Annotated in this window: 20 protein-coding genes; 10 read left to right on the plus strand and 10 right to left on the minus strand. The window is 28.5% G+C overall.

Translation table 11 applies throughout. The annotated features are described in order from the left end of the window. The first annotated feature begins 30 nt into the window (after nt 1-30). The 4 genes from PHEL85_RS14095 (at nt 31) to PHEL85_RS14110 (ending at nt 4,753) form a co-directional block, all read left to right on the plus strand. Entirely contained in the window at nt 31-1,464 is a 1,434-nt protein-coding gene (locus PHEL85_RS14095; RefSeq protein ID WP_410477255.1) for a cellulose synthase family protein, read from the plus strand. After that, nucleotides 1,464-2,822, plus strand: a complete 1,359-nt coding sequence (locus PHEL85_RS14100) for a DUF2029 domain-containing protein (protein WP_036826633.1) — start codon at nt 1,464-1,466, stop codon at nt 2,820-2,822. The genes PHEL85_RS14095 and PHEL85_RS14100 overlap by 1 nt, the downstream gene beginning before the upstream one ends. Nucleotides 2,823-2,883: 61 nt before the next feature. Continuing rightward, on the plus strand, nt 2,884-3,912 hold the full coding sequence (locus PHEL85_RS14105) for a LacI family DNA-binding transcriptional regulator (protein WP_036826635.1): 1,029 nt from the start codon (nt 2,884-2,886) through the stop codon (nt 3,910-3,912). A 25-nt stretch (nt 3,913-3,937) separates the two neighbouring features. Continuing rightward, entirely contained in the window at nt 3,938-4,753 is an 816-nt protein-coding gene (locus PHEL85_RS14110) for a Cof-type HAD-IIB family hydrolase (RefSeq protein WP_036826638.1), read from the plus strand. A 3-nt stretch (nt 4,754-4,756) separates the two neighbouring features. On the opposite strand, the gene PHEL85_RS14115 is transcribed toward PHEL85_RS14110, so the two are convergent. Both PHEL85_RS14115 and PHEL85_RS14120 read right to left on the minus strand, forming a co-directional pair. Then, a complete protein-coding gene (locus PHEL85_RS14115; RefSeq protein ID WP_036826641.1) occupies nt 4,757-5,599 on the minus strand; it encodes a glucosaminidase domain-containing protein in 843 nt (280 codons plus the stop codon). Further along, nucleotides 5,599-6,555 (minus strand): 1-aminocyclopropane-1-carboxylate deaminase/D-cysteine desulfhydrase, encoded by a 957-nt coding sequence (locus PHEL85_RS14120; RefSeq protein ID WP_235318290.1) that lies wholly within the window; start codon nt 6,553-6,555, stop codon nt 5,599-5,601. The genes PHEL85_RS14115 and PHEL85_RS14120 overlap by 1 nt, the downstream gene beginning before the upstream one ends. A 158-nt stretch (nt 6,556-6,713) precedes the next feature. Here PHEL85_RS14120 and rsgA point away from each other — a divergent pair, with 158 nt between their 5' ends. Both rsgA and PHEL85_RS14130 read left to right on the plus strand, forming a co-directional pair. Then, entirely contained in the window at nt 6,714-7,778 is a 1,065-nt protein-coding gene (gene rsgA / locus PHEL85_RS14125; protein ID WP_036826644.1) for a ribosome small subunit-dependent GTPase A, read from the plus strand. Between the two features lie 47 nt (nt 7,779-7,825). Then, nucleotides 7,826-8,347 (plus strand): GNAT family N-acetyltransferase, encoded by a 522-nt coding sequence (locus PHEL85_RS14130; RefSeq protein WP_036826646.1) that lies wholly within the window; start codon nt 7,826-7,828, stop codon nt 8,345-8,347. A gap of 56 nt (nt 8,348-8,403) precedes the next feature. Here PHEL85_RS14130 and PHEL85_RS14135 read toward each other — a convergent pair whose 3' ends face one another. Next, a complete protein-coding gene (locus PHEL85_RS14135) occupies nt 8,404-10,320 on the minus strand; it encodes an ABC-F family ATP-binding cassette domain-containing protein (protein ID WP_036826649.1) in 1,917 nt (638 codons plus the stop codon). Between the two features lie 45 nt (nt 10,321-10,365). Between PHEL85_RS14135 and PHEL85_RS14140 the strand changes: the two genes are divergently transcribed. From PHEL85_RS14140 to PHEL85_RS14150, 3 genes are all read left to right on the plus strand, one after another. Next, nucleotides 10,366-10,770, plus strand: a complete 405-nt coding sequence (locus tag PHEL85_RS14140; protein WP_235318291.1) for a DUF983 domain-containing protein — start codon at nt 10,366-10,368, stop codon at nt 10,768-10,770. A gap of 100 nt (nt 10,771-10,870) precedes the next feature. Beyond that, nucleotides 10,871-12,886 (plus strand): sensor histidine kinase, encoded by a 2,016-nt coding sequence (locus PHEL85_RS14145; protein WP_036826655.1) that lies wholly within the window; start codon nt 10,871-10,873, stop codon nt 12,884-12,886. After that, nucleotides 12,883-13,533 carry a response regulator transcription factor gene (locus tag PHEL85_RS14150; RefSeq protein WP_036826658.1) on the plus strand — a complete coding sequence of 217 codons (651 nt, stop codon included), beginning with the start codon at nt 12,883-12,885 and terminating at the stop codon, nt 13,531-13,533. The genes PHEL85_RS14145 and PHEL85_RS14150 overlap by 4 nt, the downstream gene beginning before the upstream one ends. Before the next feature lie 324 nt (nt 13,534-13,857). Here the strand turns inward: PHEL85_RS14150 and PHEL85_RS14155 are convergent, their stop codons facing one another. From PHEL85_RS14155 to topA, 7 genes are all read right to left on the minus strand, one after another. After that, a complete protein-coding gene (locus tag PHEL85_RS14155; RefSeq protein WP_036826660.1) occupies nt 13,858-14,895 on the minus strand; it encodes an NAD(P)/FAD-dependent oxidoreductase in 1,038 nt (345 codons plus the stop codon). 76 nt (nt 14,896-14,971) lie between these two features. Beyond that, nucleotides 14,972-15,826: a gliding motility protein GldN gene (gldN, locus tag PHEL85_RS14160; RefSeq protein WP_036826662.1), complete on the minus strand. Its 855-nt coding sequence runs from the start codon at nt 15,824-15,826 to the stop codon at nt 14,972-14,974. Nucleotides 15,827-15,843: 17 nt separating this feature from the next. Further along, nucleotides 15,844-17,382, minus strand: a complete 1,539-nt coding sequence (gldM, locus tag PHEL85_RS14165) for a gliding motility protein GldM (RefSeq protein WP_036826664.1) — start codon at nt 17,380-17,382, stop codon at nt 15,844-15,846. A 45-nt stretch (nt 17,383-17,427) separates the two neighbouring features. Then, nucleotides 17,428-18,063, minus strand: a complete 636-nt coding sequence (gldL, locus tag PHEL85_RS14170; RefSeq protein WP_036826666.1) for a gliding motility protein GldL — start codon at nt 18,061-18,063, stop codon at nt 17,428-17,430. A 55-nt stretch (nt 18,064-18,118) separates the two neighbouring features. Further along, nucleotides 18,119-19,489 (minus strand): gliding motility lipoprotein GldK, encoded by a 1,371-nt coding sequence (gene gldK / locus PHEL85_RS14175; RefSeq protein ID WP_036826669.1) that lies wholly within the window; start codon nt 19,487-19,489, stop codon nt 18,119-18,121. 107 nt (nt 19,490-19,596) lie between these two features. Next, complete coding sequence (locus PHEL85_RS14180; protein ID WP_036826672.1) at nt 19,597-20,757, minus strand: formimidoylglutamase; 1,161 nt, start codon at nt 20,755-20,757, stop codon at nt 19,597-19,599. A gap of 36 nt (nt 20,758-20,793) precedes the next feature. Beyond that, on the minus strand, nt 20,794-23,307 hold the full coding sequence (topA, locus tag PHEL85_RS14185) for a type I DNA topoisomerase (RefSeq protein ID WP_036826674.1): 2,514 nt from the start codon (nt 23,305-23,307) through the stop codon (nt 20,794-20,796). 202 nt (nt 23,308-23,509) lie between these two features. Here topA and miaB point away from each other — a divergent pair, with 202 nt between their 5' ends. Continuing rightward, entirely contained in the window at nt 23,510-24,967 is a 1,458-nt protein-coding gene (gene miaB / locus PHEL85_RS14190; protein WP_036826676.1) for a tRNA (N6-isopentenyl adenosine(37)-C2)-methylthiotransferase MiaB, read from the plus strand. Nucleotides 24,968-25,114: the final 147 nt, after the last annotated feature.

The following is a 25,114-nucleotide window of genomic DNA, read 5'->3' on the forward strand; positions in this document are numbered from 1 at the left end:
ATTTATTCAATATCGTTATTGCTTATTTTTATGTATGCAATTGCGCAATTAAACTTACTTTTTAATTATTTAAAAGCAAGAAAAAAGGAAGACAATTCAGATAAATTTGATTTTTCAAAGAAAGAAGAAATTCCTTTTGTAACCATCCAATTACCTGTTTATAATGAATTGTATGTTATGGAGCGATTGTTAAAAAACATTGCCAAATTAACATATCCAAGAGCGAAGTTAGAAATTCAAGTTTTAGATGATTCTACAGATGAATCTGTTGAAATTACAGCAAAACTTATCAAAGAAATTCAAGAAGAAGGAATAGATATTCAGCATATTAGAAGATCTAATAGAGAAGGTTTTAAAGCCGGTGCATTAAAAGAAGGTTTAAAAACGGCAAAAGGAGAATTCATTGCCATTTTTGATGCCGATTTTTTACCGAAATCTAATTGGTTGTATCAAACTGTGCCTTATTTTAAAAATCCAAAAATTGGTGTTGTTCAAACAAGATGGGGACATATCAATAGAAATTATTCTACGCTTACAAAAATACAAGCTTTTGCTTTAGATGCACATTTTACTTTAGAACAAGTTGGTAGAAATAGCAAAGGTCATTTTATAAACTTCAACGGAACAGCTGGTGTTTGGAGAAAAGAATGTATTTATGATGCTGGTAATTGGGAAGGAGATACACTTACAGAAGATTTAGATTTAAGTTACAGAGCACAATTAAAAGATTGGAAGTTTAAATATTTGGTTGACGTTGAAACTCCTGCAGAATTACCGGTAGTAATTAGCGCTGCAAGATCACAACAATTTAGATGGAATAAAGGTGGAGCAGAGAATTTTCAGAAAATGATGAAGCGAGTAATTACTAATAAAAATATTCCTTTTAGAACTAAAATACATAGTTTACTGCATTTATTAAACAGCTCTATGTTTACTTGTATCTTCTTAGTGGCAGTTTTAAGCATACCCATGTTATATATCAAAAATGAACATGAACATTTAAAATACTATTTTTATATAATGAGCTTTTTTGTAGTAAGTTCACTCATATTTTTTATTTGCTATTGGTATATGTTTAAGACAATTTATGGTGGTGGCTTTGTAAAATTCATTAAATATATTGGTTCTTTTTTTACGTTTTTTTCTATTGCGATGGGCTTCTCTTTGCACAACACAATTGCCGTTTTAGAAGGGCATTTTGGTAAAAAAAGTGAGTTTATTAGAACACCAAAATTTAATATTAATACGATAAAAGATGGTTGGAAGAACAACAAGTATATTAAGAAAAAACCATCTATTCATGTTGTTTTAGAAGGATTGTTAGCAATCTATTTTGTCTTTGGAATGTACAGTGCATTTATAGTTGGAAATGAAGGTGGAGATTTTGGTTTATTCCCTTTTCATTTTATGCTTTTTGTAGGTTTTAGTTACGTTTTTTTTAAATCAATATTTTCTAAAGCCTAATGTCTTTTTTCACAAAACATAAAGATGTTTTATTAATACTAGTAAGTACACTTCTCTATTTTATTTTTGCTTATTTTTTAGAAAGAACTGAGTTTTATAAACTACTTTTTTTATGGTTTGCACTTTTTGGTTGTTTCTATTTATTGATAAAAAGCAAAACCATTCATACTTCAACTTTAATTGGTTTAGTAATACTTTTTAGGTTAATTTTTCTATTTTCAATTCCTAATTTATCCCAAGATTTTTACCGATTTATTTGGGATGGACGAATGATTCTAGAAGGATTTAACCCCTATTTGTCATTACCAGAAACTTTTATTCAACAAGGAAAACAGCCAATTTCTGAAGCCTACAATTTGTATATTGGAATGGGAGAAATGAATGGAAGTCATTACACCAACTATCCACCAATAAATCAACTTTGTTTTTTAATTGCAGCTTTATTTGCAAGCAAAAGTGTATTTGGATCTGTTATTGTTCTAAGAGTCATCATTATTTTAGCTGATGTAGGAATTTTATATTTTGGGAAAAAATTATTAGAACGCCTAAACTTGCCTATAAAAAACATTTTTTGGTACGCGCTAAATCCTTTTATAATTATTGAAATGACAGGTAATTTACACTTTGAACCAGTCATGTTATTTTTCTTAGTTTGGAGTTTTTATAAATTGCATCAACAAAAATGGATTTGGGCAGCAATTCTAATAGCCTGTTCTATCTCCGTAAAATTAATTCCATTGTTATTTTTACCTTTATTTTATCAATGGTTTGTGAAAAAAGAACAAAATTGGTTTACAGGTTTTAAAAAACTAAGTTTATTTTACGCTATTACTTTAAGCACAGTTATACTTTTATTTCTTCCTTTCTATTCCTCAGAATTTATTACTAATTACTCAGATTCTGTAGGTTTATGGTTTAGAAATTTTGAATTTAATGCAAGTTTTTATTATATTTTTAGAGAAATTGGATACTTATTTAGAGGTTGGAATGAAATTGCAATTATTGGAAAAATTACTCCGATTTTAACAATTGTATTTCTAATAATTATTACTTTTTTCAGAAAAAACAATTCCATGATTCAATTCATAACTGCGTTATTATTTGGTCTTTGTTTTTATTATTTTACAGCAACCACTGTTCATCCTTGGTACTTAGCAACTCCTTTAATTTTATCCGTTTTTACTAAATATCGATTCCCAGTTATTTGGACTATTGTTATCATTTTCAGCTATCAAGCATATGCAAATAATCCTTGGAAAGAAAACTTATGGCTCGTAATTTTAGAGTATTTGTTACTCTATGGATTCCTAATTTTCGAGCTTCGAAAAAATGATCAATATTATAAAATTGTAAAATAGTCAATTTTTTCATCCATAATTAAGGGATTTTTGTATTTTAGTCATTAATATTTGAATTAAAATGAAAAGACTTACCATAAAAGACATTGCCAAAGAATTTAGTGTTTCTATTTCTACAGTGTCTAAAGCTCTGAATGACAGTTATGAAATTAGTGTGAGTACTAAGGAGAAAATCCAAAAATATGCTAAAGAAAAAAATTACAAACCTAATTTTAATGCTTTAAGTTTAAAAAATAGGCAGACCAAAACTATTGGAATTATTATTCCCAATATGTTAAACTATTTCTTTGCTCAAGTTTTTAATGGAATAGAAAAAGTAGCCAACGACAGAGGTTATAAAATAATTTCATGTATTTCTAATGAATCTTTTGATAAAGAAGTAGAAACAATCGAGATGCTTTCTAATGGAAGTATCGATGGTTTTATTTTATCTTTAGCTGAAGAAACCGTTTCTAAAAACAATTTTAATCATTTTCAAGAAGTTTTAGATAATGGAACTCCTATTGTTATGTTTGATAGAGTTGCAGATAAAATAAATTGCGATAAAGTTGTTACAGATAATTTTGACAGTGCTCGAAGTACAGTTGCATATTTAGTGAAATCTGGTCATGAAAACATAGCTTTTATTTCTACCATGAACAGTTTAGAAATTGGAAGAAGAAGACAATTAGGCTATTTAAAAGGTTTGGAAGATTATAATATTAAAGTTGAAAAAAATCTAATTATAAATATAGATGACGACTATAAAAATTATGAAAAAATCTTAGAGCCAATATTTAAAAATAACAATATAGATAGTGTTATTGCAACAGATGAATCTTCTGCAATTGCTGCAATGAAAGTTGCTATAAAAAAAGGACATAGAATTCCTGAAAATTTTTCTGTAATTTCTTTTTCTAACGGAATTTTAGCAAGACACTCTAGCCCAAGAATGACCACAGTTAGTCAACATGGAGAAATTATGGGAGCTACTGCAGCTGAAATGCTTATAAATAGGTTAGAAGACAAATCTGAAGACAAGAAAAAGCCAGAAACAATTGTTGTTAAAACAGATTTAGTTGAAAGAAATTCAACAAAAAAAATCTTATAATTTCAAAAACTACTTTTAAGAAACTATGAACCTATCTAAAGTAAAATTAGTAGTTTCTGATATGGATGGAACACTACTAAACTCAAAAGGAGAAGTTAGTGATTTGTTCTTTGATTTGTTTCAACAATTAAAAAATAAAAACATTCATTTTTGTGCTGCAAGTGGAAGACAATACAATAGTATTGTTCATAAATTAGCTCCAATAAAAGATGATATTTTTGTAATTGCTGAAAATGGTGGAATTGCAAAAAAGAAAGATAACTTATTAGTATTAAATGCTCTTTCACCTGTTAAAATTAAAAAAATAATTCCTGTTTTAAGAACCATAAATAATGCACATGTGGTTTTATGTGGAAAAAATGGTGCTTTTATCGAATCTAAAAATCAAGAATTTATTAATCTTTTTCAAGAGTATTATCACACCTATGAAATAGTAGATGATTTAACGGCAATTGCAGATACTGAAGACTTTTTAAAAATTGCAATTTATCATTTTACTTCATCAGAAGAATATATTTACCCAACAGTAAAAGAGTTTGAAAGTGAAATGCTTATCAAAATTTCTGGTAAAAACTGGCTGGATATTTCAGATGAAAAAGCCAACAAAGGGAATGCTCTAAGAGAAGTACAAGGTTTGCTTAAAGTTACCAAAGAAGAGACAATGGTTTTTGGTGATTATCATAACGATATAGAAATGCTAAAAGAGGCAAATTTTAGTTTCTCAATGAAAAATGCCCACAAAGACATTACCAAACTTGCTAATTATTCAACAGAAAGTAATGACAATTTGGGAGTAGAAAAAATATTGAACCTTTTGATAAAAAGCAACTCTAACTTATAGACTTTAATGCGTTAACAAATGTTGACCAATTGCAATTGTATTGCTTTTTAAACCATTAAGTTCTTTTATTTTGGCAACTGTAGTATTAAACTTCTTTGCTATAGAATACAAAGTATCCCCTTTTTCTACTTCATAATAATTACCTACAGAATATTCTGGCTTTACTTCTTTTTTAGTTTTCTTTACTGTTTCTTTCTTAAACTTAAAGTCTTTCTTTTTTACTTTATCAAATTGGTATAAATTATAATCTTCAATAATTTTAATAAGTTTATTAGGATATTTTTTATCAGTAGCATAACCTGCCTTTTTTAAACCTTTTGCCCATCTTTTATAATCCTTAGAACCATAATTAAACAAGAAAGAATATCTTTTCCTTTTAGTTAAAAATGCTGAATGATCATCATAAGAAGTAGCTACATATTGATATTTTCTAAAACATTCTCCTTCCTCATCATCATCATGATACACACGTTCTCCTTTCCATTGAGTATGACATTTTATACCAAAATGGTTGTTAGATTTTAAAGCTAATTCACTTCTTCCTTTACCTGACTCTAAAATTCCTTGTGCTAATGTTATACTTGCAGGAATTTTATGTTTATGCATTTCCTTTACAGCAATTGGCGCATATTTTCTAATATAAGCTATTGTGTGTTTATTTAGTTTCGGGTTTTTCTTAACTAACTTTTTAGTAATTTCTTTTTGGTTAACAGAAGGTAATTTTTCTGGTTTAGACTCATTTAAAACAACACCAGGATTTTTCTTTTGTTGACTCGTTTTTTTGTGAGACCCACAACTTGATAATACTAATAAACAAACACAATATAAAACAACCTTTAACTTCATTAGACTTCTATTAGTTGTTGATTTTTACTTTTCAACATTTGGTTAAACCCCTCAATTCCTTGAATTCCTCCTGTATGAATTGCTACTATTTTAGTTCCTTCTTTAAAGGTATCTTTCTTAATTAAATCTATAATTCCAAATATCATTTTCCCTGTATAAATAGGATCTAACAAAACATCAGTATCCTTTTTAAAGTTATTGATAAAAGTAATTAATTCTTCATCATATTTTGCATATCCACCAAAATGATATTTTTTCTGCAAACTCCAAGTAACATCTTTAACTACATACTTTCTAATCTCTTCAGATAAAAAATTCCCTTTTAAAGCAGGAAAACCGATAACTTTCTGACGTTTCTTTTTTGATTTTATCAATCCAGCAATTGTTCCTCCAGTTCCTACGGCCGAACAAATATAATCGAACTTAGCATCTTCTTTTGTTAAAATTTCTTGACAACCATCAACCGCTAAACAATTTGTTCCTCCTTCAGGAATTAAATAAAAATCGCCCCATTTATTTTTCATTTTCTCAATAAAGCCAAACGAAGATTTTTGACGATATAATTCTCTAGAAACAAAGTGAAACTTCATACCGTTTTCATGAGCTTCTCTTAAAGTAGCATTTTTTTCTAAGGTTTCTTTTAAGTTTTTACCTAATTCTTCACCTCTAATAATACCAAAAGTTTTAAAACCTGCCAATTTACCTGCAACTGCTGTTGCAGCAATATGGTTAGAAAATGCACCACCAAAAGTAAGAAGTGCATTCTTCTTTAATTTTTTAGCCTCTAGTAAATTGTATTTTAATTTTCTAAATTTATTACCAGAAACAGAAGGATGAATTAAATCTTCTCTTTTTATAAAAAGTTCAACCTTTTTTTCTTCTAAAATTGGAAGAAAAACTTGTTGATTTATGGAAATAAAATCGGTGTCGAAAAAAGAATTACTTGTGTTACTCAATATTATAAATTTGCTACTACAAAAATAACAGATAATAATTTGATAACATGCAAAAGCTAGTTATAAAAATAAAATAAATTACTTTTACTAGTATCTCTAATTTTAAATTTACTTTAACTCACTAATTGTAATTACATTATTTCATAAATTGTAAAATTATGAACAATGAAGACTTAGGATATAACTCTTCTTTTGAGGATTTTAGAATTGAACAAAACCTAACTTCTTTTGATGTTGCTAGAGTAATATCAGAACATAAAGATAGGTATACTGTTAAGAATAGCGCCAATGAATTTGAAGCTGAAATTATAGGGAACTTAAGATTTAACTCTATCAATAGAAAGGATTTACCTGCTGTAGGAGATTGGGTAGCTATTTCTGAATATGACAAAAACAAAGCTTTAATTCATGCCGTATTTCCAAGAAAAGCTATTTTAGAAAGAAAAGCTGTTGGTAAATTAGGACAGACTCAAATTATTGCGACCAATATAGATTTTGGAATTATTGTGCAATCTGTAAACAGAGATTTTAGTATAAATCGTTTAGAACGATACTTAACAATTTGTAATGCCTCTAAAATTGAGCCAATAATTGTTTTAAGTAAAATAGATTTAATAGATAAAGATGAGCTGAATGAAGTATTAAAAACTATTGAAAAGCGTATTAAAAACGTTCCTATATTTACTATTAGCAATCAATCTTTAGTTGGAATTGAAGAAATTAAAGCATCATTAATTAAAGGAAAAACCTATTGTCTTTTAGGTTCATCTGGCGTTGGTAAATCAACTTTAATAAATATTTTAACAGGGACTAATTTAATGGACACTGGAGCAATTAGCGAAAGTATTGACAGAGGGAAACATATTACAAGTCATAGAGAATTAATTGTTTTTGATAATGGTATTTTAATTGACAACCCTGGAATGAGAGAAATTGGAATGACGGATATTTCTCATGGAATAGAAATGACTTTTGAAGAGATTTTAGAGCTAGCAAAAGATTGTAAATTTAGTGATTGCTCACATACAAGTGAAAGAGGTTGTGCTGTTTTAAAAGCATTAGAAAATAAAGAATTAGATAAAGATTCTTTTAATAACTTTCAGAAAATGGAAAGAGAAAGAGATTATTTTGAATCTACTGTTACAGAGAAAAAACAACAAGGTAAAGACTTAGCAAAACTCATTAGGCAAAACAAAAAAAGAAGAGATAACAATAAATATTAGATGCATGCTTTAACCTAAAACATTTTATCTTTACGCAAACAAATTGTATGATTACCACAAAAAGACTAACGCTAAGACCTATAGAATTAAAAGACAGTAAAGATGTTTATTCATACAGATCAGATGCAGAAACAAACAAATATCAAGGTTGGTCTCCAAAATCAATAAATGAAATTGAAGAATTTATTTCTAAAAATCCAAAAGAATTTAACAAACCCACAACTTGGTTTCAATTTGTAATTTCAGAAAACGATTCACAAACAATTATTGGCGATGTTGGAATCCATTTTATTGATAAAGATCAATGTGAATTAGGCATAACTTTAGCCAAAAATAATCATGGAAAAGGTTTTGCTACAGAATCTTTAAAAGGTGTCATTGACTACCTATTCAATTCTTTACATAAACATAGAATTATAACATCAATTGACCCTAGAAATGTAGCTTCTATAAAACTTGTAGAAGCTTTAGGTTTAAGAAAAGAAGCACATTTTAAAAAGAGCCTTTTTTTTAAAGGTGAATGGGTAGATGATATTATCTATGCAACGCTTAAAAAAGAATGGAAATAAAAGTTAACAATTAACTTCTATTTCCATTCCGTAAATTTTAATATAAACTATAAGAATTACTTAAAGTTAGCAACTTCTGCTTCAATTTTTTCCCAATCTTCCATTAAAGTATCTAATTTTGCTTTTTTAGTTTTGTATTTTTCAAAGAAATTTGGTCTTACAGAAACTTCATCATAATTCTGTGCCAATTCTAAATCTATTTTTGCAATTTCTTTTTCTAAATCAGCAATTTGAGTTTCTATATTAGAAAGTTTGTTTTTCAACTTCTTTAATTGTTTTTCTTGCTCTCTAGACATTTGATATGCTTCTTTTTTATCAGAAGTTTTATCAACTTTTACAACAGTTCTTTTTTCTGCTTCTCTAAGGTTTTCAATTTTATGCTGCTCTAAGAAATAATCAATATCTCCTAAATATTCTTTAATCACTTTATCTTTAAAACCATAAACTGTACTTGTTAACCCTTGTAAGAAATCTCTATCATGAGAAACCAAAATTAACGTTCCATTAAATTGTTTTAAAGCTTCTTTTAAAACGTTTTTAGAAGCTATATCTAAGTGATTTGTAGGCTCATCCATTATTAACACATTAAAAGGTGATAATAATAATTTACACAATGCTAACCTGTTTCTTTCTCCTCCAGAAAGTACTTTTGCTTTTTTATCTACTGCATCTCCACCAAATAAGAAAGAACCTAACATGTCTCTAACACGCATTCTGTTTCCATCTGTTGCAGCATCTTCCATTATTTCTAACACCGTTTTTTCTGGTGGTAAATGTTCAGATTGGTTTTGAGCAAAATAACCAACTTCTACATTATGACCAAGCTTAAGATTTCCTTCAAAAGGAATTTCTCCCACCATCATTTTTGCTAAAGTAGATTTTCCTTGTCCGTTTTGACCAACAAAAGCAATTTTACTATTTCTTTCAATTAATAAATCTACATCTTCTAAAACGTGTTTATCACCATAACTTTTGCTTAAGTTTTCTGCTTCAACAATAATTTTTCCTGGTTCTTTAGAAATTGCAAAACGCACATTCATGGCAGCATTATCATCTTGATCAACTTCAATCAATTCAACTTTATCTAGTTGCTTCATTAAAGATTGTGCCATAGATGCTTTACTTGCTTTGGCTTTAAATTTGTTAATTAAATGCTGTTTCTGTTTTATTTCTTTTTCTTGATTTTTCTGTGCTTGTAACTGCTTTTCTTTAATTTCTCCACGTAATTTTAAGAATTCAGTATATGGTTTTTTGTAATCATAAATCTGACCTAAAGAAATTTCTATAGTTCTATTTGTTACGTTATCTAAAAACATTTTATCGTGAGAAACCAACACAATGGCACCAGCATAAGATTTTAAGAAATTCTCTAGCCAAATAATAGATTCTATATCTAAATGGTTTGTTGGCTCATCTAATAAAAGAATATCATTATTCTGTAAAAGTAACTTTGCCAATTCTATACGCATTCTCCAACCTCCAGAAAAAGTATCTGTCAATTTATCAAAATCTTCTCGCTGAAAACCTAAACCTTGTAAAATTTTCTCTGTATCACCTTGATAATTATAACCACCTAGTAATTCATAACGCTCAGTGTTATCAGTTAAATCATGAATTAAATCGCTATAACCTTCACTTTCATAATCGGTTCTAGTTGCTAATTGTTCATTAATTTCATCGAGTTTTAGTTCAATTTCCTTAATTTCTTCAAATGCTTGATATGCTTCTTCTAAAATGGTTCTTCCTTCTACAAAATCTATATCTTGTCTTAAAAAACCTATTTGTACATCCTTATCAAAAGCCATAGTACCACTACTTTCGATGTCTTTAGATAACACCTTTAGAAGTGTAGATTTTCCTGCTCCATTTTTCCCAATAAGACCAATTCTATCTCCTTTGTTTAGTTTGAAAGTAATTCCTGAAAATAAATCAGTTCCCATAAAAGAAACTGACAAGTTATGTACGTTTAGCATGTATTGTAATAATAGTTACTTAAAAAAAAGTTTAAAACTTTATATTTGCAAAAGTATACAAATTTATATTCTATTATGTTTAAAAAGGGAACCAAGTTGTACAGTATTGTAAATGCCAAATGCCCAAGGTGCCATGAAGGAGAATTCTTCAAATATAAATTTACTTACAACCCAAATAAAGTAACTAAATTACATGATAATTGCCCAAAATGTAATTTAAAATACATGATGGAACCTTCCTTTTTTTATGGAGCTATGTATGTAAATTACGGAATAATTGTAGCTTTATTTGTTGCCATTTTTATCATTTGTAAAGTAATTTTAGACTTAACAATCATACAAAGTTTTGCTACTATAATAGTGGCCTCTTTGGTTTTAGCGCCAGTAAACTTAAGATTATCTAGAATTATCTGGATAAATATGTTTGTAAGTTATCAAAAAAAACAATAAAGAAAATTTATTTAATTTTTTTTTAAGGGTATTAACACCCGCTGTTTTATTTTTTTTTTTGCGACTTTTACATATTTTTCAATTAAAAAAATCCCCCCACATGAAACAAATAAATATTTTATATTTATGTCTATCCCTATTTTATTCTTATTCAATTTTTTCCATAAATAAAAATAGTATTTATAATACTAACTTTAACTTAACAAGACAGAGTAAAGAATTACAACTAAGGTCTCTAGATAGTTTAATTAATAAAACAAAAGATGTAAAGTCTTTTAAAAATTATACATTACAGTATATAAACATTGTACTTAAGCAAAACAAACACAATATTGCTGCCTCCAAAATTTTAAATTGGTGCTCTAGACTTGAAGTTGAATTTAATGATTATGATTTTGCAATTCTTTTATTAAATAAATTAGAAAAGCATAAAAAAAATATTAATAACACCTACCTTTTAGGTGGTATTTTTCAACAAAAGGCAAAAGCTTACTTCAATAAAAATAATTTCAACAAAGCCTTTGAAAATTGTAATATTTCTATAAAAAGTTACGGAAAAAGCAAAAAAGATTCTCTTTATAAAGCAGATGCAATATTTTTGAAAGGTCAAATTTTAGTGAAAAAAAATAATTTTATTGAAGCTATTAAAAATTATGAATTAGCCTCTATTTACTACGAAAACTTAAACGACTTACATTATACTTTTTTTATTAAAACAGCTATTATTTCTATTTATAGTAAAATTGGCTTAAATGAAATAGCTATTGAAAAACTTTTAGATATTATAGATAAAAAAAAGTCTTTAAAATATAATATTGGTTTAACTTCTAACTATTACAATTTAGCAATTAATTATAGAGCTATTGATGATACAAAAAAATATAAAGAATATTTAGATAAAGCTCTACTAAATAAAGAAATTAGTAAAGATAACGATGGTTTTATCCCTTATTACCAAACTGCAATTGCAGAATATTATTTACAGTATGACTCCTTAAATAAGGCCGAAAAATATTTAAATAAAGCTACTATACAAATTAAAAACTCTAATGCAAATTCTTTAAGTATCGATTATTTTAACAAAACAAAAAGCTTTTATCTATATAAAAAGAATCAACTAAAAAGCGCATTATATTTAGCACAAAAAACACTGTCAGAAATTGAAAATAATGGAGATATCAATTCGAAAAAAGAGTTAAATAAATTAATTTTTGATATTTATTTAAAAAAAAATGATTCTAAAAATGCCTTAAAATATTATCTATCTTATACACAAACTAAAGATTCTATTGCTAAGATTAATACAATAAGTGTTGTTAACTATTATCAAACTTTGTCGGAAAAAGAAAAAGAAGAACAATTAAAGAATGACAAAATAGTTCTCTTAAAAAAAAACAATAAAACGAAACAACAATTAATAACAGCTATCGTCATCTTTACCCTCCTTGTATTTATTATTATATATCTATATTGGAATCGACTCATTTTTCTAAAAGAAAAAAAAATGCAGGTTGATTTTTCTCAAAAATTATTATTAGCACAAGAAGAACAAAGAAAAAGAATATCTAAAGACTTACATGATGGGTTAGGACATAGTTTATTGTTAATAAAAAACAAAATATTATCTACAAATGACCTATATACAGTGAACTTAATTAATGAAGCTTTAGAAGAAATGCGAAGTATTGCTAGGATATTATACCCTTTTCAATTAAAAGGAATTGGCATAACTAGTGCTCTAGAAAACCTCATGCGCAAATTTGATAAGAATAGTGATACATTTATTTTTGGCGATATAGATAGTATAGATAACCTTTTAAATGTAGAACAAGAAGTAAATGTTTTTAGAATAGTACAAGAGTGCCTTTCTAATATTATAAAACATGCTCAAGCAAATTCTGCGAGAGTAACTTTAAAACTTATAAAAAAAAATCATATATACATTAAAATTCAAGATAACGGAATTGGTTTTAATTATCTTGAAAAATTAAATGAAGATAAATGTTTAGGGCTAAAAACAATAAATCAGCGAGTAGATTTCTTAAAAGGAACTTTAAACATAAATTGCTTGAAAAAAAATAATACTGTTATTAAAATTTTATTCCCCTTAAAATGAAACAATCTATTTTTATAGCAGACGATCATCCAATATTAATAAAAGGTTTAACTGAGTTATTAATTGAAAAAAAAATGAACATAATTGGTGTTGCTTCCGATGGACGATCTGCTCTTAATTTTATTTATAAAAGAAAACCAGAAATTGCAATTTTAGATGTAGAAATGCCTTATTTAACAGGAATTGAAATTGCAAATGAGTGCAAAAAAAACAATATTTCAACTAAAATTATTTTAATTACGCTTCATAAAGAAATAGATCTTTATTTAAAAGCTAAAAAACTAAATATTTACGGTTACTTATTAAAAGAATTTGCATTAGAAGAAATAGAACTATGTATTAATTCTGTAAAAAACAACATTCCTTATTTTAGCAAAAAAGTTAAAGAATACATTGGTTTTACAGATGAAGATGATCGTATTTTAAAAGATTTTTCTTTAACAGAAAGAAGAATATTAAAGTTAATTTCCCAATATAAAACCAATAAAGAAATTGGTCATTTACTTTTTATATCTCATAGAACGGTAGAAAAATATAGAAGTAAAATTATTATTAAATTAAACCTAGACCCACAAACAAATACTCTTGTTAAATGGGTGCAACAAAACAAACACCTTTTTACTATTTCAATAATTATAGGGTATTGATACCCTATGAGGTTTTAAATATTTTTATTTTCTTTGATGTATAACTTTTAACCCCCACATTATGTTTAAAATATATAATTTTATTTTTAAAAAGCAATCAAAAAGCATGGTCAACGATCTAGAAGATGATCAAGTACAACATTTAAATTATAACGAAGAAATAAATATGTTTTTGAGTAGTGTAAATAAAAACGTAATACATTAACTTATAATACAAAGTAGGTAATTAAAAAAAAATTACTATACTTTAAAAGCACTCATTTTTTGAGTTTTATTCCCCCCAAAAAAAGCAACCTAATTCATCTGAAAAAGGTTGCTTTTTACTTAAAACCTATTTATATTTATTTCACTATCTAATTCTTCATCATTTTCTAAATGATGAAAGAGGTTTTTAGCAATGGTTGGTGCAATCATTACTCCACGAGTTCCTAAGCCATTTAAGACAATTAACTGTGTATATTTTGGATGCATACCAACCAAAGGTCTTCTACCAGCAACTGTTGGTCTAATTCCTGCAGTTTGATCAACAATTGTATAAGGCACATTAATTACTTTTTTTAATTTTTCTACCAGCTCTTGTTTTCCTTCCTCTGATGGATTTGAAGTTTTATCTGTCCAATTAAAAGTTGCCCCCACTTTATACAAATTATCTCCTAAAGGAAGTACAAAAAGTGTTGATTTTAATAAAAAATCAATATTTAATTCTGGTGCATAAATTGTTAGCAACTCTCCTTTAGCTTCATTTAATGGTAAGTAATTAAAATACGGATTTTGCTTTATTCCAAAACCTTCACAAAAAACAATTTTAGAAGCATTAATGTCTTTGTATTTTAATGATTCTTCATCAATATTTAATTCTTGATGTTCAAAATTTTCGAACCTGATGAAACCTCTTTCTTTAAGATATGCTCTATAAGATTCTACTAGTTTTTTTGTATCAATTCTACCAGTTTCTTTTACATTTCCAAAACTAAAATCAGCGATAACTCCTTTATAACTTTTAGTATCTAATTTAGGGTCTAAATAATCTACTAATTTTGGTTTGTCTAAAGCTGTAAACCAATTGTTTTGATCTTCAATTGATTTAAAAGATTTTTTGATTACAAACTTTTCATCAATTTTAATATGTAGCTTTTTTTCTAATCTCTGATAAAAAGGAATTGCAACTTCTAACTGTTCTTTACCATTCCAAACAGGTGTAAACCTTTTTAAAATAACAGGATTATATACGCCTCCAGCAACTAGAGAAGAAGTTTGAGAATCATCTTCAAAAACTAAAAATGATTTTTTTGCTGCAATTAATTCTTCTACAAAAGCTAAACCTGCTAAACCTAAACCTACTATTATGTAATCTACTTTCACAGGTTAAAAATAGTTCTTTTAAAACAAAAAACGTTCCAAAATTGGAACGTTTTTTTATATTTTAAATTGAAGAACTTTAATAATTCCACATATCCATTTCTCTGTTTCTAATACCTTCTTTAATCTTATTAGCTTCTAGTAATTGGAATAAAGAATTACCTCTTACATAATCTGAAATAGCTCTATTTCCATAGATATTTTCTTCTCTAACAATTGTACTGCTAAATCTTCGTGCGTTTAACATGTGATCAAAAGAAATCGGATGTGCTACGTTTTTAGGGTTAAATACTTTTGCATCATGCAAAACATCTCTTGTTGAAGGAAAGAAAACCCAAAATAATTCGTATAACTCTTCGTCTTCAATATCTTGAACACCTAAAGTTTGCACATCTTTACCCATTGGAGCTAATGCCAACAATCTATATTTTAATTCACCTTGACGTTTATCAAAATACCACATTCCTTTAATCATGTATCCTTCTACATCTTGTGTTTGCAACCTAATGGTATCGCTATATCCGTTTTCTTCTCTAACACTAGTTAACCTAGAATCAATTTCGTTCTGAGTAATTTTTGATGTAAAAAAAGAATCTGAATATGCTTCTTGAATTTTACCTTGTTTAATTCCTTTAATCAATGTGTCAAATAAAGATCTTCTATCTGAAGAAATATTTGTTGTATCGATAGGAAAATAATAAGGTAAATTTATTTTTTGATTTAAATCTATAAACTCCCAAACTACTTTAGACCATAATACATCTCTATCATCTACATATCCATAAGGAATAGGAGCATCATTATCTGCTGCTATTTGTTGCTCGTTTTTCTTTCCTATTTGATCAACTTTTTTTGCATTCAATAAATTTGCTTGCGCATTTATTGAACCACTTATCATCAAAGCGAAAAATAATATTAAACAATTTTTAAACATATTTTATTTTTTAACTTCTAGTTTGTTAATTCTATATTAACTGGTAATACTTTTTTAAGATTATACCCATTAGCAGTAGCTTTAATACCATAAATATTAATGATATCTCCCCTTTTTGCTTTAGACAATTTTTGTTTTGCAGCGGCATTTAATTTAGATCCGTTTACAATAATTGTCAATTGTCCTGGTACTTTAATTTTAAAACTCTGAACTTTAATTTTTAAATCGAATTCAAAATCTGGTAAACCTGCTGCAATTGGTGCATTAGGCAACCCTGATTTTGGCATTCTTACAGTTCCATATTGACCTCTAACAGATCCCATAGCAGCTGGTATATCTTTAATTCTAAAAGTAGCTTTAGAATTTACTGTTTTACCACTACTTAATTTAGCGCTTACATTAATAACTGCAGTATTACCTGCACTTGGTTTAAGTACATATTTACCTCTACTACCTGATAAACTCCCACCAGTTGCAGAAACTCTTAAGTTATTATCACTAACACCAGGTAAAGAAACTGAAATAGGGTTATTTAATCCTCTATAGACCACATTCATTTTATCTGCAGAAACTACTGCATTACTAGGTTCTGGTATCACAGAATAAGAACTTTCAAAATCTACATTAACTGGTTCTCCATCTTGTGTAAATGTTATCTGTCCTTTAATATCATGATTCCCAACATTCCCTGCTGGCATATCAATAATTACTTGTCCATCTTTAATATTAGTATAAGGTCTTCTATTTAAAGTAACTTTATCTGGAACCATTGTAGCATCATAACGCCCTAAAACAATTTTACCTGTAACTTTTTCACCAGCGAAATACGCGTTTTTATCTAAAGCTACAATTCCTTTATAATTATCTAATGATAATGCTTCTTCTAATTTACCACCCAATAAATCTGCAACAATATCTGCTTCTGTATTTTTAATATCAGCCTGCATTTGCGTTAAATTTGTTAAAGAAGCAATTAAAGGAAATCCTTTATATCTATAATCTAACCAAGGTCTAGGTTTTTTTGGAGCATCTTTCTTTTTGGAAACAACTGGATTTGTATTAAAACGTTTTTCAATCGCACTAATAAACTTATTATCACTACCCAAAACTGAAACTACATTTGTTCTATAAGCATTAATTTTATCCAAAAACTCTTGACCTTCAGTCGTATATTTATCACCTTTAAAGAAGTATTCATCTAAAAAAGCTGTTTTATCCATAGATTCATAGTCTTCCTTATCTTCGACATCTGCTGTCATTTTACCTTTTAAATCCTCTAAATAAGAATAAAAGTCTGTTGAGTATCCTTTAATTTGTATAGCTTGTTTATTAAGTTCACCAAATTTTGCTGCTTGCTCTGAAGCCTTTGTTGCTAAATTAGCATACGCTTCTTTGTTTTTTGTTGTTGTTGAAACGTTGTTTTCAGCTAACTTTTCATTCATAAAACCAAAAGCAGATAAAACCTCTTTACTCATATTTAATGCTAACATTGCAATAAATACCAGATACATTAGGTTTATCATTTTCTGTCTTGCGGACATTTTTCCTCCTGCCATTATAATTAGTTTTTTAAGTTAAATTTATATTAGTTAAACTAATTATTATTTAGACATTGCAGAAAGCATACCACCATAAACTCCGTTTAAAGAAGATAAGTTTTGTGCTAAAGACTCCATTTGTTCTTTTAATTTTTCTGTATTTTCTACTACAGCACCATTTAATTCTGATTGCTTTGTAGTATTTTCTACTTGTACTTTATACAAGTTATTTAAAGTTTCCATTTGTGCAGCTGCCATAGAAACTTGCTCATTATATTTATTTGTTGATGAAATAGATTCTGATGCAGCAGATAAACCTTCTGCAGCTCCTTGAAAATTCTTCATGCTTGTTCCTAAACTTTCCATTAAACCAGCATCAATATTAGCTTCTTGTAATAAAACATCTAATTTCTGAGATAATAAACCTTGTGCTCCAACTTCATCTTTTTCAACAGTAAAACCGTCTTCTCCTAATTCAGGATAAACTTTAGACCAATCAAAATCATCTTCAGGAGTATCAAATGCCGAAATTGCAAATACTATTGCTTCTACTACTAATCCAATCGTTAACATTATTCCACCAGTTAACGGTCCTATAGAAAAATGCTGAATTTTGAATAACGCTCCAATAATAACAACTGCTGCTCCCATTCCGTAAACGAAATTCATTGTCTTCTTATAAGTTCTTGATTGTGCCATAATTTTTTTTATATTTTTATTTAGGGGTTTAATTTTTTGTTGTTAATGTTATTGTTTACTTATTTGCTGTACCAATATAGTTTTGTACAGTTCTAAAACCAATGTAACTTCTTGCTGTATCTGCATATTCATAATCTCTAGAACCAACTTCTAAAAAGTATGCTACATCTTTCCACGAACCTCCACGTATAATTTTTCTTTTATTTTTTCTATCCTCAACATTCGGGTTCATCGTAGAAGCCATTTGATAAGAAGATAAGTTATAGGCAGTGTTTGTCCATTCTGAAACGTTACCTGCCATATTATACAAACCATAATCATTCGCATTAAAAGATTTTGCTTCCATTGTATACAAAGCACCATCAACTGCATAATTACCTCTAACTGGTTTAAAGTTTGCTAAGAAACAACCTCTATCACTAGTAGTACCTCCAGTACCCCAAGGATAAGTTGCGAATTCTAAACCACCTCTTGCTGCATATTCCCATTCTGCTTCTGTTGGTAATCTAAAATCTGGAACAGAAGTTGCATTTTTTCTACCTTTTAAATAATCATTTTTCTTTTTAGTTCTCCAATTACAAAAAGCATTTGCTTGTCCCCAAGTTACACCAACTACAGGATAATCTCCATAAGATTGGTGATTAAAATAATCTTGATGCATTGGGTCATTATAAGAATAGTTAAAATCTTTTACCCAAACTGTTGTATCTGGATAAATATTTAATACTTCTGTTTTAACAAAATCTTTTCTATTACCACCTTTTCTTGCTGCGTTATCTCTATCAAACCAAGTATATCTATACTTTAAGTATTTAGTGTTAAATGTTCTAACTCCATCAACAGCTTCTTCTCTGGGTATATATAAAGAATCCATTACTTCTACATAATCTACATCTGGGTATTCTTCTTTATTCCATATAATATCAGTTTCTTTATTCAATGGCTTTATAGAATCTATACCATCTCCTAAACTATAATAGTTATCATACATATATTTTTGATACGCACTAGCATCTGTTGTATCTGGCACTGCAAAAGCATAATCATGAATTCCTCCAGATAAAGGTGTTCCATCTGGATTAGAACCTAACATTGCTGCAAATTCTTGTTGATAACCTAACCTAGTTCTTACAATAGAATCTTTTACCCACAACACAAACTCTTTATATTCATTGTTTGTAACCTCAGTTTCATCCATATAATATGGTCTAACAGTTACCGTTTTAGTTGGAGCATTCATAGTACCAATTATATCTTGATCTTGCTTACCCATAGTAAAAGAACCTCCAGGAATTAAAGCTGTTCCAAATGGTTTTTCTGAAAACCATTTTTTCTTAGACTTCACCCCTACCAATTCTCCTCTATCATTAGAGCCACAACTGTAAAAAACCGCTATTAAAAGTGCAAATATTGCTGCTTTCTTCATATTATAAAATGTCTTTACTAAAAAGTCCGTAAACCTATTATTTTTTTTGCTAAAAAACAATACTCAAATTGCATTTTAACGTTATGTTATTTCAATATATATATTTATTACACCAATTTACTCATTGCTTTATACCATTTTTCTGGAATAATTTGCTTTGTAGCATCTGTGTAGTCACTATAAGTACATGGTATTAACGCATGTCTTTTGTATTTATTATCTGATAAAATTTTTATCTCTATCCACCATCTACCAGATTTATTACTTTTATAAAATGTTAAAGGATCATCATCCTCTAATAAAACTGTAAATTTTTGATAATTTTCCTTTCCTGAAAACGGATAATCTTTTACTCTAAAATTTACTCCCTCAATAAAATACCAAATCATTTGTGCTATTAAATGTGCTGTTTGATGATTGTTATCAAGCATAGAATTATACTCATAAATTCCAAAAGAAGATACTTTATCACTTAAACCTGCATACCTAGAAATAGCGCAAATTTCTTCTCCATAAAACCCATTTGGAGAAGCATTATTATTTGCTGGAGCTTCACTTTGTCTTACAGAACCTAAATCTATAGAAACAATATCTGCGTTTCTAAAAACTGGCTCAATATTTTCTAGTTCTTTTGCTTTTCCTAATCGATGAGCATCAAAAAACAAACTATCTAATAACTGAATTTCTTCTTGCGAATTAAAATACGTTTGATAACCAACATTACTATAATTAAACAAGTTGTTAGGTTCTTGCATAATTATTTTACTTAAGTAAGACTGTGAGGTTAATTCATCATCTAAATTACCTAAATCAAAACGACTGTCTACAGTAGCGATATTAACTGTTTGTTCTAGAGAATCATATGCTCTATAATTTACGTAAGTAATATCTTGACCACCACCAATAATGATAGGAATAATATTTTTTTTAAGTAAACCTGTTATAATTTCTGAAACAGCAAAATAAGTATCTGTAACTGAATTTCCTTTTAATACATTTCCTAAATCAGCTATTTGAGTATTCCAATTTCCAGGAAATAATCCATATAACTTTCTTCGGATAAAATGTAAATCTTCTCCACAACCAAAATTATTTTCTGAATTTCTATCTTCTTGAACTCCTAAAATTGCTATTTGAACGTTTTCTAAATCAGGAAAACCTTCTTCTTGTGTATGAATTTTAAAAGTTTTCCCTAAACATAAATTGGACTGCAACGATAAATACGCTACAACCGATTCTTTTACAGGGGTTAAGAAATCTTGGTTCATTAATTTTTTTTAATAGGAATGCAATATAACAAATCCCTACTTCTTTTTCGTTGTTTTTTTGGCAGGAGTTTTTTTCTTTACTGCTTTTTTCTTTGCAACTTTTTTCTTTGGTGTTTTAGCCTCAATCATTTTAACAGCTTCGGCTTTAGATAATTTTTCTATTTCTGTTGTTTTTGGTAACTCAATTTTAATTTTTCCTTTTAAAACATTAAAACGTCCCCATCGTGCTTTCTCCACACGAATACCAACATCTTCCCAATTATGAATAACTTTATCTATTTCCTTTTGTTTTTTAACTTCAATTAATTCAACAATATCGTCATCAGAAAGGTTATCAAAATCGTATTTTTTATTTACGTTGATAAACATATTATTCCACTTTATAAAGGGTCCAAAACGTCCAACACCCTTTTGTACTGGTAATTCTTCGTAATGATAAATTGGTGCATCTGCTTTTTGTTTTGCAACAATTAATTCTTCTGCTCTAGGCAAATCAACTTCCATAGGGTTTTCTCCCCTATCAAGAGATACAAACATTTTCCCAAAACGAATATATGGTCCAAAGCGTCCATTAGAAACAATTACTTCTTCACCTTTATATGTTCCTAAAGTTTTTGGAAGCAAGAATAATTCTAATGCTTCTTCCATGGTAATTGTACCTAAATGTTGATCTTTATTTAAGCTTGCAAATACTTTTTCTTCATCTTCTGGAGCTCCAATTTGCGCAATTGGTCCAAATTTACCCAAACGAACTAAAACTGTTTTTCCTGATTCTGGATGTTTTCCTAAAATACGCTCTCCACTTTCTCTATCAGCATTTTCTTTTACGTCTTCTACGGTATCATGAAATTTGTTATAAAAACCTTTAATCATTTCTATCCAATCTTCATCACCATGAGAAATATCATCAAAAGAGTTTTCTACTTTAGCTGTAAACCCAAAATCTAAAATATTAGAGAAATTCGCTACTAAAAAGTCGTTAACAATATTTCCAATATCAGTAGGAATTAATTTATTTTTATCTGTACCTGTTTTTTCAGTCAAAGATTGACTTTTTACAATTCCTCCAGACAAAATCATCTGTTCGTAAGCTCTTTCTACACCTTCATTTTGGCCTTTTTCTACATAACCTCTTCTTTGTACTGTAGAAATTGTTGGCGCATATGTAGAGGGTCTACCAATACCTAATTCTTCTAATTGTTTTACCAAAGAAGCTTCTGTAAAACGATAAGGCGGACTTGTAAATCTTTGTGTTGCGTTAATAAAAGTATAGTCTAAATGTTCACCAACTTTTAATATTGGTAACATTCCTGCTTGTTCTTCATCTTCATTGTCATTTCCTTCTAAATACACCTTTAAAAATCCATCAAACTTTATCATTTCTCCATTGGCAGTGAAAATTTTTGAGTTTTCAGAATTCTCAATTTTCATATTTGTTCTTTCCAACTGAGCATCACTCATTTGAGAAGCCAATGTTCTTTTCCAAATTAAATCATACAATCTATTTTGATCATATTCAGATGAAATAGAATGTGCTTTCATATTTGTAGGTCTAATGGCTTCATGGGCTTCTTGAGCTCCTTTTGCTTTCGACTTAAAAACACGTTGTTTACTATACTCTTTTCCGTAATAATTTGTAATTTCTTCTTCAGCTGCATTTCTTGCATCTACAGATAAGTTTACACTATCTGTTCTCATATATGTTATTAAACCTGCTTCATACAAACGTTGTGCAACTTGCATTGTTTTTGCTACCGGAAAACCTAATTTCCTAGAAGCTTCTTGTTGTAACGTAGAAGTTGTAAATGGTGCCGCTGGCGATTTTTTTGCTGGCTTTTTAGTTAAATCAGCAATAGAAAAATCGGCATTTGCACAAGAATTTAAAAAACTTTCTGCCGCTTTTTTAGAATCGAAATTCTTAGGTATTGAAGCTTTAAAAGTTTTTCCTTCGTTATTAGAAAATTCTGCAACTACTTTATAATGTGTTTCAGATTTAAAATCGTGAATACTTCTTTCTTTCTCAACAATTAATCTTACAGCAACAGATTGCACTCTCCCTGCAGACAAACCACCTTTTACTTTTCTCCATAAAACTGGCGATAATTCATAACCAACAAGTCTATCTAAAACTCTACGAGCTTGTTGTGCGTTTACCATATTATAGTCGATATCTCTAGGATTTTCGACTGCTTTTAAAATGGCTTTCTTTGTAATTTCGTGAAAAACGATACGCTTTGTATGCTTGTCTATTAAATTTAGTTGCTCTTTTAAATGCCAAGCAATAGCTTCTCCTTCTCGATCCTCATCACTTGCTAACCAAACTGTTTCAGCTTTTTTCGCTAAAGCTTTAAGCTTTTTTACGACTGGTTTTTTATCATCAGAAATTATATATTTTGGACTAAAATCTCCTTCTACATCTATTCCTAACTCTTTGGATGGTAAGTCTGCAATATGACCATAACTAGATTCTACTTGAAAATCTTTTCCAAGAAATTTTTCGATGGTTTTTGCTTTTGCTGGTGACTCTACAATTACTAAATTCTTTGCCATTTATCTTTCTTTAATCACTAAAAACGCTCTAAAAACGTATTATTTTCATTTGCAAAAGTAGACAGTTTTTTGTAAAAAAAAATTATTTCGTCAATTTTCAACAAAAAATTATTAGAATTACTAAATTATTTTTTCTGCCAATTTGTCACAAAAATTCAAATTTGGTTGTATCTTTGCACACCTTCAAATGATAAATTGATAGATGGAACACGTAGAAAAAATCATAGACGATAAAATACAAGGAAAAGCACTTGTAACTGAAAATAAAAAAGATAACACTAAAAAACTATTCATTGAAAGCTATGGCTGTCAGATGAATATGAATGATAGTGAGATTGTCGCTGCTATTTTAGACAAAGAAGGTTATAATACAACTCAAGTTCTTGAAGAAGCAGATTTAGTATTGGTAAATACCTGCTCAATTAGAGAGAAAGCAGAAACATCGGTTCGTAAAAGATTACAGAAATATAATAGAGTAAAAAAAGAATCTAATAAAAAAATGAAAGTAGGCGTTTTAGGCTGTATGGCTGAACGTTTAAAGGAGAAGTTTTTAGAAGAAGAAAAAATAGTAGACTTAGTTGTTGGTCCAGATGCATACAAAGATTTACCAAATTTATTAGAAGAAGTTTATGAAGGTAGAGATGCTGTAAACGTAATTTTATCTAAAGAAGAAACCTATGGAGATATTTCTCCTGTTCGTTTAAATTCTAACGGAGTTTCTGCTTTTGTTTCTATTACTAGAGGTTGTGACAATATGTGTACTTTTTGTGTGGTTCCTTTTACACGTGGACGTGAAAGAAGTAGAGATCCAAAAAGTATTTTAGAAGAAATTCAATCTATGGTTGATAAAGATTTTAAAGAAATTACGCTTTTAGGACAAAATGTAGATAGTTTTCTTTGGTTTGGTGGTGGTTTGAAAAAAGATTTCAAAAAAGCAACAGAAATGGCGCAAGCTACAGCTGTAGATTTTTCTCAACTCTTAGACATGTGTGCTACAAAATTCCCAAAAACACGTTTCAGATTTTCTACATCTAACCCACAAGATATGAGTTTAGATGTAATTCATACCATGGCAAAACACAAAAACATTTGTAAATACATTCACTTACCAGTACAAAGTGGAAGCAATGCAATGTTAAATGCTATGAACAGACAACATACTCGTGAAGAATACATGGAGTTGGTTGATAATATTTTTAAAATTATTCCAGAAATGTCTTTAAGTCAAGACATGATTGTTGGTTTTTGTGGAGAAACAGAACAAGATCACCAAGACACTTTAGCATTAATGGAATATGTAAAATACGATTTCGGTTTTATGTTTGCATATTCCGAAAGACCAGGAACATTAGCTGGAAAGAAAATGGATGATGATATTCCTCACGCAGTTAAAAAAAGAAGATTACAAGAAGTTATAGATTTACAACAAAAACACGCTTTATACAGAACGCAACAACATTTAGGTAAAACCGAAGAAGTTTTAATTGAAGGAACTTCTAAGAAAAACCCTAATGAATGGAAAGGAAGAAACACACAAAATACTGTAATTGTTTTTCCTAAAAAACATTATAAATTAGGAGATTTTGTAAATGTAAAAGTAGAAGATTGTACTTCAGCAACTTTAAAAGGAACTGCTGTTGGGTATTCTGATAATAATTAGAAGCTATTTCCTGCTTTACGCTATATCTTTTTTTAAGAAAAATAAAAAAAGGATGTCGCTTCAATCAGGGCTAAACATATTTATATAAAACATAGCATTAAAAGAATTAATTGCCTTTCTAAAATAATTTAAAAAAGCAACAATAAT

The sequence above is a fragment of the Polaribacter sp. Hel1_85 genome (assembly GCF_000766795.1).
In the GTDB taxonomy this organism is placed as follows: domain Bacteria; phylum Bacteroidota; class Bacteroidia; order Flavobacteriales; family Flavobacteriaceae; genus Polaribacter.